18 protein-coding genes are annotated in these 12715 nt (G+C 68.3%); 11 read left to right on the forward strand and 7 right to left on the reverse strand.

Annotation, left to right across the window (positions count from 1 at the left end; genetic code table 11):
• From BM223_RS29335 to BM223_RS24195, 6 genes are all read left to right on the forward strand, one after another.
• The coding region (locus tag BM223_RS29335; protein ID WP_177235808.1) for a hypothetical protein at positions 1-243 on the forward strand (243 nt) is incomplete at its 5' end.
• Between the two features lies 1 nt (position 244).
• The gene (locus BM223_RS24175; RefSeq protein WP_038679833.1) at positions 245-1765 is read left to right on the forward strand and encodes a hypothetical protein; all 1521 of its coding nucleotides are present in this window, start codon (positions 245-247) and stop codon (positions 1763-1765) included.
• A complete protein-coding gene (locus tag BM223_RS24180) occupies positions 1765-2229 on the forward strand; it encodes a hypothetical protein (protein WP_038679834.1) in 465 nt (154 codons plus the stop codon). The genes BM223_RS24175 and BM223_RS24180 overlap by 1 nt, the downstream gene beginning before the upstream one ends.
• Positions 2226-2759 (forward strand): M15 family metallopeptidase, encoded by a 534-nt coding sequence (locus BM223_RS24185; protein WP_052138133.1) that lies wholly within the window; start codon positions 2226-2228, stop codon positions 2757-2759. The genes BM223_RS24180 and BM223_RS24185 overlap by 4 nt, the downstream gene beginning before the upstream one ends.
• Entirely contained in the window at positions 2756-3445 is a 690-nt protein-coding gene (locus BM223_RS24190; RefSeq protein WP_038679835.1) for a hypothetical protein, read from the forward strand. Before BM223_RS24185 ends, BM223_RS24190 begins: the two co-directional genes overlap by 4 nt.
• Before the next feature lie 9 nt (positions 3446-3454).
• The gene (locus BM223_RS24195; protein WP_141267709.1) at positions 3455-3739 is read left to right on the forward strand and encodes a hypothetical protein; all 285 of its coding nucleotides are present in this window, start codon (positions 3455-3457) and stop codon (positions 3737-3739) included.
• On the opposite strand, the gene BM223_RS29340 is transcribed toward BM223_RS24195, so the two are convergent.
• On the reverse strand, positions 3736-3882 hold the full coding sequence (locus BM223_RS29340) for a hypothetical protein (protein ID WP_158510209.1): 147 nt from the start codon (positions 3880-3882) through the stop codon (positions 3736-3738). The genes BM223_RS24195 and BM223_RS29340 overlap by 4 nt on opposite strands.
• 389 nt (positions 3883-4271) lie before the next feature.
• On the opposite strand from BM223_RS29340, the gene BM223_RS24205 reads away from it, so the two are divergent.
• A complete protein-coding gene (locus BM223_RS24205; RefSeq protein ID WP_038679838.1) occupies positions 4272-4973 on the forward strand; it encodes a helix-turn-helix transcriptional regulator in 702 nt (233 codons plus the stop codon).
• A 627-nt stretch (positions 4974-5600) separates the two neighbouring features.
• Here the strand turns inward: BM223_RS24205 and BM223_RS30155 are convergent.
• The 6 genes from BM223_RS30155 to arsM all read right to left on the reverse strand — a co-directional run bounded on the left by BM223_RS30155 (position 5601) and on the right by arsM (position 10320).
• Positions 5601-5729: a hypothetical protein gene (locus BM223_RS30155; RefSeq protein ID WP_255319206.1), complete on the reverse strand. Its 129-nt coding sequence runs from the start codon at positions 5727-5729 to the stop codon at positions 5601-5603.
• An 82-nt stretch (positions 5730-5811) separates the two neighbouring features.
• Positions 5812-6024, reverse strand: coding sequence for a hypothetical protein (locus BM223_RS24210; protein ID WP_038679840.1), 213 nt, complete (start codon positions 6022-6024; stop codon positions 5812-5814).
• 66 nt (positions 6025-6090) lie between these two features.
• The gene (locus BM223_RS28680; protein WP_141267711.1) at positions 6091-6561 is read right to left on the reverse strand and encodes a DUF5994 family protein; all 471 of its coding nucleotides are present in this window, start codon (positions 6559-6561) and stop codon (positions 6091-6093) included.
• Between the two features lie 1409 nt (positions 6562-7970).
• On the reverse strand, positions 7971-8420 hold the full coding sequence (locus BM223_RS24220) for an arsenate-mycothiol transferase ArsC (protein WP_038679844.1): 450 nt from the start codon (positions 8418-8420) through the stop codon (positions 7971-7973).
• A complete protein-coding gene (gene arsB, locus BM223_RS24225; protein ID WP_038679846.1) occupies positions 8417-9529 on the reverse strand; it encodes an ACR3 family arsenite efflux transporter in 1113 nt (370 codons plus the stop codon). Before arsB ends, BM223_RS24220 begins: the two co-directional genes overlap by 4 nt.
• Positions 9526-10320 (reverse strand): arsenite methyltransferase, encoded by a 795-nt coding sequence (gene arsM / locus BM223_RS24230; protein ID WP_235318934.1) that lies wholly within the window; start codon positions 10318-10320, stop codon positions 9526-9528. The genes arsB and arsM overlap by 4 nt, the downstream gene beginning before the upstream one ends.
• Before the next feature lie 130 nt (positions 10321-10450).
• Between arsM and BM223_RS24235 the strand changes: the two genes are divergently transcribed.
• The 4 genes from BM223_RS24235 (at position 10451) to BM223_RS24250 (ending at position 12713) form a co-directional block, all read left to right on the forward strand.
• The gene (locus tag BM223_RS24235; protein ID WP_038679850.1) at positions 10451-10801 is read left to right on the forward strand and encodes an ArsR/SmtB family transcription factor; all 351 of its coding nucleotides are present in this window, start codon (positions 10451-10453) and stop codon (positions 10799-10801) included.
• 242 nt (positions 10802-11043) lie between these two features.
• A complete protein-coding gene (locus BM223_RS24240; RefSeq protein ID WP_038679852.1) occupies positions 11044-11715 on the forward strand; it encodes a hypothetical protein in 672 nt (223 codons plus the stop codon).
• Positions 11716-11824: 109 nt separating this feature from the next.
• Complete coding sequence (locus BM223_RS24245) at positions 11825-12316, forward strand: hypothetical protein (RefSeq protein WP_038679854.1); 492 nt, start codon at positions 11825-11827, stop codon at positions 12314-12316.
• The gene (locus tag BM223_RS24250) at positions 12300-12713 is read left to right on the forward strand and encodes a hypothetical protein (RefSeq protein ID WP_141267713.1); all 414 of its coding nucleotides are present in this window, start codon (positions 12300-12302) and stop codon (positions 12711-12713) included. The genes BM223_RS24245 and BM223_RS24250 overlap by 17 nt, the downstream gene beginning before the upstream one ends.
• Positions 12714-12715 lie beyond the last annotated feature (2 nt).

Raw genomic sequence — 12715 nt, forward strand, 5'->3', positions numbered from 1 at the left:
GAGATCCGACCCGCCGAGCTGGGCAAACTCCCCAGCATCTACGGCGGCACCGGCGCGTTCGGGACCAACCCCGTGTGCATCGACTACAAGACCATCGGCGCCGACTTCGGCGCCGCCGACCAGCACTACACCGACCCCGGGCCACTCCAGATCTTCGCCGTCACCTCGACCTCCCTCAAGGCCCAGTCCGAGCTCTGGTTCTACCCGCGCTACCTCGACGCCGTCATCGACGAGGCCGCCTGACATGGCCCGTAACCGCTTCCGGCCCGAGCTGCGGGTCGGCGGCTACTGCCTGTCCGGCATCGTGCGCTGGGACGGCCTCAAGCACTCTGGCGACCTCAACGGCGACGTCGACCTCTCCGTCCGGATCATCTTCAAGAACGACTGGCGCCACCCCGCTCTGCGCGACAAGGCGCCTGTCGAGCTGATGCGTGGTCCGGCGTGCCTGTGGGCCGGCACTCTGGTCGAGCCGGACTGGGACGCCGGCACCATCGGCGCCGTCGGGGCCTCCCGCGACGCCGAGAACGCGATGGCGCTCGACGCCCTGGGCAACGCCTCCACCAAGCCCAACGAGGTCATCGACGCCGCGATCACCCGCGGCGCCCTGTCCTGGAAGCGCATCGGGGACTTCGGCAACACCGAGGTCGGCGAGCCCGGATCCGGTCTCACCACCGTCCGGTCCGTCCTCGACGCCTGGGCCACCAAGAACGGCCAGGCCTGGCACGTCGACTCACGCCGGCGGCTCATCATCATCCCCGCCGTCGAGTCGGCGATCAGCTGGCTCGTCACCCCCGGCTCCGGGGTCCTCGGTGCCTCCGGCACAGAGCGGGTCGACGTCGTCTTCGTCCGCTACACCAACAAGACGACCGGACGCCGAGACACCGCCTCCTATCCGGCCGTCTCCCCGACCCGGCCCGTCGAGAAGCCCAAGGAGATCTTCGACCGCGGCCCGCTGCTCCCCGCCGAGGCTGTCGCGATCGCGACCGGGCTGTGGGCCGAGGCCAACGCCGGCCGCTCCGGGTGGACCAACGGCCTCAAGCTCTCCGCCGGGCAGGTCACCAACCTCGGCGGGCGCGAAGCCGACCTCGCCTTCGTCCGCGCCGGCCAGGGCATGGCCCTGCGCTCAGTGCCCGACCCCCGCGGCCTCTCACGCAACACCAGCATCGTCCTCGGCGACGTCGAGTTCGACTGGGCAGACGGCGCCCTGCAGGCCAACCCCAAGGGCCTGGCCGCGCAAGACGAGCAGTCCGCCCTCGACTCCGTGGCCGAACTCGCCACGTCTGCGATCACCCGCGCCAACGCCGCCGGACCCGGCAACCCCATCCCCGCGATCAGCGTCTACAAGGTCAGCGGCCAGACCCTCACTGCCGGCGTCTCCACGATCGTCACCATGGACACGATCCGCAACGGCACCGACGTCTCGGGCGGCGCGAAGCTCGAGGCGGGGACGATCACCGTGCCCATCGGCGGCTGGTACCAGGTCAACGCCAACATCACCTGGGCCTCCTCGGTCTCCTCGGCCCGACGCCTCGCGTTCATCGGCATCGGCAACACCCCCGGCACCTTCACCACGGTCGTCACCGACAGCGCCTACGCCTGGGCCCAGGACGCCGCCAACATCACCAGCCAGAGCGTCTCCGCAAACGTCAAGCTCACCGCCGGCCAAGTCATCAGCCTCATCGGCAACCCCGGCGTGAACTACGGCCTCGACGTCTCCCAGACCTACATGAACAACCTGTCCGTCGCCTACCTCGGAGCCGCCTGATGCTCGACCGCACCAACGACATCGTCGGCCTCGTCCTCGGGCTGCTCGCGCTGCTCGGCGCCCTGCTCAGTTACCTGCGCTGGGTCCACCCGCGGCTCAAGAAGGCGCGCGCGACCGGGAGGGCAGCGATCGACGCACTGCTCGGCCGCGATGCGATCCGCGACTCCATCACGGGCGAGGAGATCCACCCCGCGCTGCCCGGCGTCGGCGCCCGGATGGCGCACCAGGAGCAGCAGATGGAGCTCCTGACCGTCACCGTCACCAAGCTCGTCGACCAGCAGGTCCACCAGCAGCGGCTCGAGCAGCGCGTGGACGGGCACGAGTCGCGTCTCAAGCAGCTCGAGGACCAGACCATCGAGCGCGTCGCAAACAAGGCCGAGCAGGTCGCCATGTGGCGCGGCGTCGAGGCCATCGCCAAGCAGGCCGATCCAACCGCCCCGGAGATCCAGGAGCCGCCGTCATGACCACCTCCCAGAACCGTTGGCCCCTCCTCGAGTACGGCGACCAGCGCCTCCACACGTGGGTCATCCCCGCGCGCACTGGCACCTTCACCCTGCGCCTGCGCAACGGGTCCGCCGGGTTCCTGCTCGCCTACCTCGCGCTCTGGTACGCCGAGAAGATCGAGCCCGTCTTCGGTCGGGTCCTTGACGACTGGGGCCACGCCGTCCGGGCCATCCGCAACGCGATCACCCCGTCGAACCACTACAGCGCCACCGCGATGGACCTCAACGCCATGGCCCACCCGCTCGGCAAGGTCCGCACCGGCATCTTCCGCCGCCGGACTGCCGTCGATGCCCTGCACGCGAAGCTACGCAAGATGCGCGGCGTCATCCGCTGGGGCGGCGACTACCACGGCCGCAAGGACGAGATGCACTTCGAGATCGTCCAGAACATCACCGTCTGTGAGCGCGAGGCCCGGCGCCTGATGAAGACGCCCCGCGGCCGGCGCATCCTCGCCGCCAACCCCTCCCAGCGCGCGGTCATCCTCTCGTGAGTCGCGACCGTCGCCGCTGGCTCCGCCGCCGCCGGCTTCGCGGCCTCTCCCGCCCCCGCCCCCTGCGCCGGGGCCAGGTCAACGGCCAGGGCGCCACCGCCTCGGCCGAGAAGACCAAGGGGATCGTCCTCGCCGCCGCCGAGCACGCCGACGTCCTAACCATGTGCGAGGTCGCCAACATCGACGTCGCCGAGGTGCTAGGCCCGGGCTGGGACGTCGCCCAGGACACCTCGACCTGGGCCAAGGCCGGATGCGCTGTCGCGATCCGCCGCTCCCGCGGCTACGTGAAGCGCTGGCACCTCCGACTCGGCGTCACCGCCTGGCTCCACGGCCGCCGCGCCAAGCAGATGAACGACCGCTATGTCGTGGTCGCGGTCCTCAAGGTCGACCCCGGCACCCACTGGCGCTGGCGCCACAAGGTCGCCGCCGGCCACGCGCCCCCGAAGCGGAACTGGTCCCCGTGGTGGTCGGTCTGGATGCGCGTGGTCCGCACCCTCGCGGTCTTCGACATCGGTGCCGACTGGAACCGCCGCCGCCCCGCGATCGCCGACGCCATGCCCGCCCGCCGGATCTTCATGGACGGCATCGACGGCTTCGCGCTTCGAGCGTGGCTTCCAGCCGCCGGGCTCACGCACCGCGACGTGGGCGGCGACCACCCAGCCACCTATCTCACCCTCTGGCCCTAGGAGCTCATGATGAAGATCAACGTCCCGTTCCGCGTCCGCGTCGCCCTCTACCTCGCCAACGTCCTCGGCACGCCCGTCGTGGTCTACCTGCGCGCCAAGGGCATCATCGGTGACCTCGAGCTGACCCTCTGGGGCGCCGAGGTGGCAGCCGCCTTCGCCGTCGCCGGGCTCAACGCGGGGACCTCCCCGGACGGCCAGTGGGAGGCGTTCGTGAAGCGCCTCGACGAGCGAGACCGGAGGGCCTCCCTGCTCGCCGAGCGGGCCAACCGCAAGGCTGGGCCTCGTCGGACCTAGGCCCGACTGGGCGTGAACGCGACCGCGAGCCCGGCCAGCACCGCCACTACGGCCGCGAGGGCGAACGCCCCGAGCCCGTAGGCCGCCAGCAGCACCCAGCCCGCCACGCCGATCCCGACGACCGACACGATCCTCACCGTCATGACGGCGACCGTAGCGACCGCCTGGCCCGGTCGCACGCGATCCGCTCAACACCGGACGCACGTCAGGGCTTGAATGCTCACCCGGGAGACCTCAACTTGGGGGTGGAACCAGTCCCAACCGCCCCCGAGAGAGGAGGAAGCATGCCCCCGTTCGTCGCGCACCTGATCGCGCTCGCCGCCTACCAGCTCGTCTACCGCGCACTCCGCTGACCTCGCTACCGCAGGCCGACCGCCGCCCGTCCCCACCTCGGGGGCGGGCGGCCCTTTGGTTTGGTCATTGCAGGCGAGCTGCATTCCCTGGCGCATGACGTCGCGAGGTGTTACACAGGAGAGTCATTGACCCGTGCGGCCCCTCGCGAGTCTTCGTCAGCACAGCTACGGAGGCCGCCATGGCGGAGAAGCTGCAATCTGAGCCCCTTTCGGGCGCGTGCCCGATGCGAATCACGATCATCGATGAGCACACGCTGTTGGTCGACGCTCTGGCCCTGGTCCTCGAGGGTGCGGGATACATGGTCGCGAAGGTGGAGCCGAGGCGGCCTGAGGCTTCGATGGCGACAGTGTTGGCAGCAGGGCTGCAGTGCGGGGGGCGCCTCGTTCTACTGGGGACGGTGCCCGGGTGCCTCGACACGGACTTCGTTGCGCCGTTGACGGCCGCAGGCGCGGTCGTCGTGATCTTGGCCAACGGGGCCGAGGAGCACCTGTGGGGTGCCGCGATCCAGCAGGGCGCGAAGGACGTGTTGCCCAGGTCTTGTTCGCTCGAGGAACTCGTCACTGTCACGCGGAGAGTCCGCGACGGGCTGCCCCTGATGGGACCTCAGCGCCGCGGAGCGCTGATGGCCGCGGCTCGAGCCGAGCGGCGCGAGGCGCGCGCGATACACGTCCGACTTGGTCGGCTCACGCGGCGCGAGATGCAGGTACTCGGGTCACTGATGTCCGGTCAGGATGTCCGAACTATCGCTCGTGCCCACGTTGTAGTCGAGGCCACGGTCCGCAGCCAGATCAAATCCATCTTGAGCAAGCTCGAGGTCAACTCCCAGATCTCGGCAGTGGGAGCAGCCCACAGGGTGGCATGGCGCCTGCCCGAGCAGTGAGGCGCCTTTTCGGGCGTCCAGCAAACGCGTGGCGCGCTCGACGGTGCCGAAAGGTCCGCCCGAGCCCGGATGCCCCCAGGGTCAGGGGGTAGCGCTGAATCAGTCGACGCGCTTCCTGCGATGTGTCGGCAAGGCCCTGGTCGGGGAGGTGGGCTCCAGTTGTACCGGCCGGGGTCGCCGCGGGCTCAGGACAGGTTCTCGGCTCCGCACTCCTTGCAGGTCCACCAGTCGATCGCTACGGCTCCACCTGCGACCTGTGTCTTCTCGCCGAGGTCGAGGTGCTCCGTGGGCTGCTCGCAGACGTGACAGAACAACACAAGTAGGGCTGTCGTGTCCATGGCGACATGATCGCTCTCCGTGTCGGCCCCGACAAGACCTCCTTCTTGGGCACGGACCGGGGTCGCGTACCGAGTAGGCCGGCCGCCAGGGCACCTCGCGCGGCCGGAGGCTGCGGAGACCACCCTTGCTCGCGGCCTTTCCCTACTGGACCAGTGGACTTAGTTCAGCCGGCGCCGGTCGAGCCCGCCCTGACCGCACAGCCGGATCACCGGGCACCGCAGACCGGGTGTCCAAAGCAACAGGCCGCGCGGCCGATCGATCCCCCCATAGGCGGTGAGCTTTCGGCATTCAGGTGCACGGCGGGTCGTGGGCCGTCCCCAGCCGCGGCACCCCGTCACTGACCGGCTTCAACCGCTCGGCCGGCACCCAGCCGGTCTGGATCTGGCCGTCCGTGGTGCCCTGGTTGTCCCAGGTCACGAACGCCTCCCACTCGCCGTGCTTGTTCCGGCGCCAGGCAAGGATCAAACCGGGCAGGTGCCGCGGGCCGAACTGCGCCCCGTCACTCGGGCGGGTAGGACCGATCGAGCAGAACGCTGACGAGGAGCGCAAGGTTTGTGACATCCACGCGGAGAGCGACGATCTCCTGAGCGATGTCGAAGGCGAGGGTGCCGTTGACGATCGACTCGGTCTCCAGCGCTTCGCCTCGGCTCGCCATCTCCCGCAAGAGGTGGTGTGCTGCATCGGCTGCGCGTCGGATCTCGTCATCGGACATGGCACGGGCCTCTCGTTGTTCGTCTGCGACCGCCAGCGACCTGAGGTCTCCACGGGTCCGCGGGTTTCAGCGTGGCCGGCCGGCGTTGTCGGCCGGAGCGGCCACCTTCGCGAGAAGGTCGGAGGCAGAGCGACGATTCCGGCTATCGGCCGCCTGGCTCATCAAGGTCAACGCGACGCCCCGCTTGGTGTCTCTCGGGATGACCAGCAGGCGCAGCCGCGCCCGCGAGCTGAGCACCAACGTCATCAGGTGCGTGTCATCGCCAGGGAAGGACCCGATCTTCACCCGACCACGTGCGACGCTGATCGAGCGAGGCCAAGGCAGCTGGCCATCCCAGTCAGGACGGGAGAACAACATCCTCGCGACCCGCCCGTGCTGCTCAGGTAGATGGTTAACGAGATCCGCACACTCGGTCTGGAGGTCGCTGGACTGCGGCCACCAGGCACCGTCGAGGGGACTGTCTGATGCGATGCCGTCGATGCGGATTCGCAGAGGAACCCGATCAGGACGTGAAGAAACCTGCTGGGACGACGTCATGAGACGCCTACCTTCCAGTGCCGCCCTGGAGGCCGAGCTCGGCCAGATCCAGCGGCTTGATTGCTTTCAACACTACCCCGGTCACGGTCAGCGACGACGTCCGAGACTGCGGTAGAGCCGGAGCTCGGCTCGCACCTGTTGCGGCATGGGCGCTCCCGACAGCTCGATCGTTGCCGCGTATTGCTCCAGCGCAGCGACGAGATCGTCCCGAAACGGCTCCACGTCTACCTGCCCGCCTCTGTGACGAGCTTCTAGGAGCAGGGCGCGCGCCGATACGAGCTCGGCTTGGCAGGCGCCCAGCAGCGCACGCCCTCGGCGCTGCTCCCACAGTCCTTCGGCCCCAACTTCCTTCAGACCTGGCGCGGTCTTTGGCGCTGTCATGATCTGCTCCGAACCACCTGTCTGCCAACGCGGCGATCCGCGTGGTGCTTCAGGTTCCTTCAACGGTACCCCCGCAATGTGCGGCCGCATCGCCTCGACTGCACCGAACACAGGTCGGTGGTACGGTCAAAGAGTTGTAGGAGCAGCGGGCAGTCACGCACCTCTCGCCACCTCGGGTCCGGTTCGCCGGACCGCATCTCTTCGTTCTTGGTCTTCGGTTTCGCTGGATATCAGGCGCACGTCCAGATGTCACAGCACGGCGGCCGGACTCACTGGGTCCGGTCGCCGTTTTGCGTCACGGCTTCTTACGACGGGGGTAGAGCAGGTTCTCCGCTCCGCACTCGGTGCACGCCGCCTGCTTGGCGCGCGCAACGCCATCTCCGGAGACGCTCTCGTCAACCCGGTCGACGTGGTCGGTGGCTCGCTCGCACCAATGGCGGTAGAGGACGAGGGCCGAGGTAGAACCGACCGCGCCCTGCCACCGATTGGGGATGCACGCGACCGCTCGCAGATGGTGCAGTCGAGTTGGCCGGCGACGTCCCCTCGACGTCCGGCTCGGCCCCTAACCGATTCCCTGGAGCCGCTCCCTCAACTCGGGGCCGTCCAGCGGCGGAACGAAAGGTCACTACCGAGCAGCCCTAACGTCCGGCGGACTACGCAGCCGACGCGACGGCCGGCGTTCGGTTGCTCCATCGCTACCCACACGATCGCGGCACACCTGCGCCCTCTCCCTGCCCGCCGGGCGCACGTACCGGGTCGCGAGCACCTGTCGGCAGCGCCTCGCTCGCACTGCAGTACGAGTGAGGCGCTTATCCCGCCGCGCCTCTGTTTGGGAGGAGGGATTAGCTACACGCTACCCCCTCCGAGCGCTCGCACTCACTGCTCGCGGTCTTTTCCTACTGGATCAATCAGTTGGTTGGAACCGGCACCGGCCTACACGCTGTGGACGCCAACACCGGGGAGGCGAGGCATGTGAACGTAGGCGACTCCGGCCGCTCCCCAGCGCGGCCCTACTTCTGCGGACCTTGTCACGCAGCGCCGACGACACTTGGCGGGAGCTTGAGCTCGGGTGCGAGCTCGAGGAGCAGCTGGCGGACGCGGGTGTCGAGGTCGGCGATGATGCGGCGCACGGTGGTGTCGTCTTGGCCGGCGGGGTCGTCGACGGGCCAGTCCCGGTACGTGACGCCGGGGACGTAAGGGCATTCCTCGCCGCAGCCCAGGGTGATCGCTAGGTCGCTGGTGGCGATCATCTCCGTGGTCAGGTGCTTGGGGTGCTCATGAGAGGTGTCGAGGCCCAGTTGTCCTAGGACGTTGGCGACTTCTGCGTGGATGTGGTCGCCGGGCTGGGTCCCGGCTGACAGGGCCGTGACGCGGCCCTGCGCATAGTGCTCGGCGAGCAGGCGGGCAATGACGGATCGGCCGCCGTTGCGGACGCAGGCGAAGACCACCTGCGGGACGCGCTCTGGGGTGGTGCTCACGGCACGGCTCCTGTCTGGGCTTCGGTGAAGTAGCGGCGCGTCCAGAGGGTGACGTAGACCAGGCCGACAAGTACGGGCACTTCAATGAGAGGGCCGACGACGCCGGCCAGCGCCTGACCGCTCGTGACGCCGAAGACTCCGATGGCCACCGCGATGGCCAGCTCGAAGTTGTTGCCCGCCGCGGTGAACGCCACGGTGGTGGCGCGTGCATAGCCGAGACCCACTCGGTGCGCGAGGAAGAGGGACCCGGCCCACATCAGCGCGAAGTAGATGACCAGCGGTACGGCGATGCGGGCGACGTCGAGTGGTTGGCCGGTGATCGTGTCGCCCTGGAGAGCGAACAGCACAACGATGGTGAACAGCAGTCCGTACAGCGCCCATGGCCCCAGGCGAGGCAGGAGGCGCTGCTCGTACCAGTCGCGGCCGCGGCGGGCCTCGCCGACTCGGCGGGTGAGGTAGCCGGCCGCGAGGGGGATGCCGAGGAACACGAGGACGCTGCCGGCGATCTCCCAGGGCGAGACGTCGAGGCCCGTGCTGGACAGCCCGAGCCAGCCGGGCAGCAGGTCGAGGTAGAACCAGCCGAGCAGGGCGAAGGCCAGAACCTGGAAGACGGAGTTGACCGCTACCAGGACCGCGGCGGCCTCGCGGTCGCCGCAGGCCAGGTCGTTCCAGATGATGACCATCGCGATGCAGCGGGCCAGGCCGACGATGATGAGTCCGGTGCGGTACTCGGGCAGATCGGGGAGGAACGTCCACGCGAGAGCGAACATCAGGGCGGGTCCGACCAGCCAGTTGAGCACCAGCGAGAGCACCAGCATCCGGGTGTCTCGGGCGACGTGGCCGATCTCGTCGTAGCGGACCTTGGCCAGGACCGGGTACATCATCACGAGCAGCCCCAGCGCGATCGGCAGCGAGATCGACCCGACCTTGACGGCGTCGAGCGCCTCTGCGATTCCGGGTACCCACCGGCCGGCCAGCAGGCCGACGAGCATCGCCAGTCCGATCCAGGCCGGCAGGTATCGGTCGAGGGTCGACAGGCGCCGGCCGACCGGCGCGCTGGAGCCCGCCCTCGCCGTCGCGGAGGCAGGTGGGGGTGGCGTCGTGCTCATGCGGAGTCCTGGGACGCCGGCTTGGTCGCGCGGATGATCGCGCCGTGCATGCCCGGGACAGCCTCGTGGGTGAACTCGACCTCGGCGTCGACGAACCCCGCGGAGACCAGGCCGTCGAGGTACTCGGCCTGAGAGAGCGCGCCGGCGATGCAGCCGACATACGAGCCGCGCTCAGCGCGGTCCTCGGCGCTGAGGTGGTCCTCAGCGACGACATCGGAGATCCCGATGCGGCCACCGGGGGTCAGGACGCGATACATCTCGGCGATGACCTGCGGCTTGTCGACCGACAGGTTGATGACGCAGTTGGAGATGACCACGTCAACCGAGCCGTCGGGCAGCGGGACGTCCTCGATCGTGCCCTTGAGGAACTCCACGTTGGTCGCACCTGCCTTGGCTGCGTTGGCACGGGCCAGGTCGAGCATCTCGTCGGTCATGTCGACGCCGTAGGCGAAGCCGGTCTCTCCGACGCGGCGCGCGGAGAGAAGGACGTCGATCCCACCGCCCGATCCGAGATCGAGGACCCGTTCCCCGGCCCGAAGAGCGGCGACCGCGGTCGGGTTGCCACACCCGAGGCTGGCAGCGACTGCCTCGGCCGGCAGCGCGTCCTGGTCCTCGCTGCCGTACAGCACGGCTCCGAAGGACTCATCGACCGTCCCTTCGCCGCTGCAGCAAACCGAGGTTTCGCAGCTGTCGTCGACGACCTGGAGTGCGTCGTTCAGCTCAGCGTTGTTGGTTCCCTGGGTGACGGCGGCCGCGGCTTGCGCGTAGCGGAAGCGGACCTCCTCGCGCATCTGGTCGGGGCTCTGGGCACTGTTGGCCGAGATCATCTCGAGCGCTCCTTCGTGTCGTATCGGCGAACTTCGATGCATCGACCTTCTTCTATGTATCGACCGTTGTCAATACATCTGGCAGGATGGCCGCATGCCCACCAGCGCCGCCCTTCCCGTGCTCGACGCCGCTGCCGCGTGCTGCTCGACCGTCACCGGAGGAGAGCTCGACGCGGGCGAGGCCAGTCGGCTGGCCCGAATGTTCAAGGCACTGGGCGACCCGGCCCGAGTCCGGCTGCTCTCCCTGATAGCGGCGCAGCCTGACCGCGAGGCGTGCATCTGCGACCTCACCGAGCCGGTGGGACTCTCTCAGCCGACCGTCTCGCATCACATGAAACAGCTCGTCGACGCCGGCCTCGTGGTCCGCGAGCAGCGGGGGCGGTGGGCGTTCTACCGGCTAGTCGAGGACACGCTCACCGCACTGAGCGCCGCACTCAAGCCCTAGCCGCAGCGAGCCGCGGACCGTTTGGCACCCGTCCATACTGGCGTCGGGCGGATCCACCGCCAACCGGCGCAAAGACCACGACTACGACCAGGGCATGGAGCAGGTCAAGGCCGCCGTACCCGAGGGGCACGTGCTGCTCGGCGTGCGGGTCGAGCGCTAGGCGGTAGCGGTAGACCGCAACGGCTTCGCCCCACCAGTCGCAATGGCTCAAGATTGGCACTAACTCCAAGTAACTTGTCCTCATGCCTGCAGCGCTCGTGCCACAAGACGTTCACGCCGCACGCCTAGCCCTGCAGCAGATCATCACCTGCCAGGTGGTCCTCAAGGACATGGCGACCCGCGATCAGCTCATTGCCGAGGCGGTTCAGCGCCATGGCAACCTTCTGACCGCGAGCGCCGCCGGTTTCATCACCGCCAACACCACGTTGGACGTCGATGAGGCCATCGCCGAGGACCGCTTCTTCTACATCCTTACCCGGCTCGGGGGCGTCTGCGAACTGCTTGCTGACGTCAAGGAGCTCAGCGTTTCAGACGTCGTACACGCTCTCGCAAGCCTTGAGTTCGAGGTCTCCGACGCCGAGGGCGAGGTGGACGCCACAGTTGTACAGGCGATGCAGGCCGCCCAGACGTGCCTGATCGCGAACACCTTCATACGCCGCGGGAGTCCGCCGTGGGGCATCCAGCGGACCCTGCAGCTGGGCGACATGGCCGCCGTGGTCCAGATGCTCGGGCTACTGCTTAACGAGCTCGTTGCGTGGTTCGACGACGAACACTGCAGCGACCTAGTCAAGGTCCTTCTCGGCGAGGTCGAACTGATCCTGCATGCGCAAGCTCACGCCCAGGGACGAACGGTGCCGGACCAGGTCGCGCACTACTTCGCCCGCGTAATGACCGTAACGGCGCCGGATACGTAACGGCGTTCGCAACGATGCGCGTAACGGGAATCTCATTCCCAACGTTGGGCGTTACATGTAAGTTCTAGGGGAAGATCTTACACGAACCAACACTGAGGGGGCGAGGACAGTGCCACGCACCGCCGAGCGGATCTACATGGCGTCGGACCTAAGCACCAGCGCCCGGCGCGAGTTCATCGAGGAGGGCCGCCAGGGGTTCGCGCGCCTGCGCACCACGGCTGGGGACTCCCTCGTGCTGCTTCGCGAGGCCCGGCTCGAGCACCTCAGCTCGATTCGAGACCACGCGCTTGCCTACCTCCTCCTCGACGCCGCCCTGCGCCGGCCCCGTGAGGAACGACGACCTCAAGACTTCGGCCCCTGGGCCTTCATCGAGGTGTTCGAGGACGACGACATCATCGACTTTCAGTCCGAGGTGAATGACGCAATCACGCGGGCGGCCTCCGGAGGCGACGCAGAGGGCATAGAGAGCGTTCTCGATGCCTGGCGCAGAAGCGCCCGCACGCTGAGCGACCCTGTGGCCCGAGAGATCCTTAGCGGCCAAGTCTCCGCCGAGGACTGGGTCGAGGTCACCGAGGCGCCGCTAGATGCCCCCCACGACTGAAGACGACCCACAGCCAGGCGCCTACCGCCCCTATCTGTCCGCGCGCTACCCGGGAGTCGGCAAAGCTCCGGCCGAACCGATCTGGCGCGTGCTTGTCCACCACAAGCATCTTGAGCAGTGGAAGCGGATCATGGAGCGATGCGGTGAAAGCAACGCCAACGAGCTGTGGGAGCACTTGACCACTCAGCCGAACCAGCCGCCGCGTCTAGGCACAGTCACCCCGATGAAGGGCAAGCAGTACGCCGCGACCTCCGATGGCATGTCGAGGGTCTATCACTACGAAGTCACCGGCGGCGCCCGGGTCGACTACAGGTTCAACGCCGAGTACGTCACGGCGCCCGGCGAAGACAAGCACCGGGTCGTCCAGATCATCTCGATCGATCTGGGAAGCCACTAGGC

The organism is Pimelobacter simplex, from assembly GCF_900114845.1.
In the GTDB taxonomy this organism is placed as follows: Bacteria; Actinomycetota; Actinomycetes; order Propionibacteriales; family Nocardioidaceae; genus Nocardioides; species Nocardioides simplex.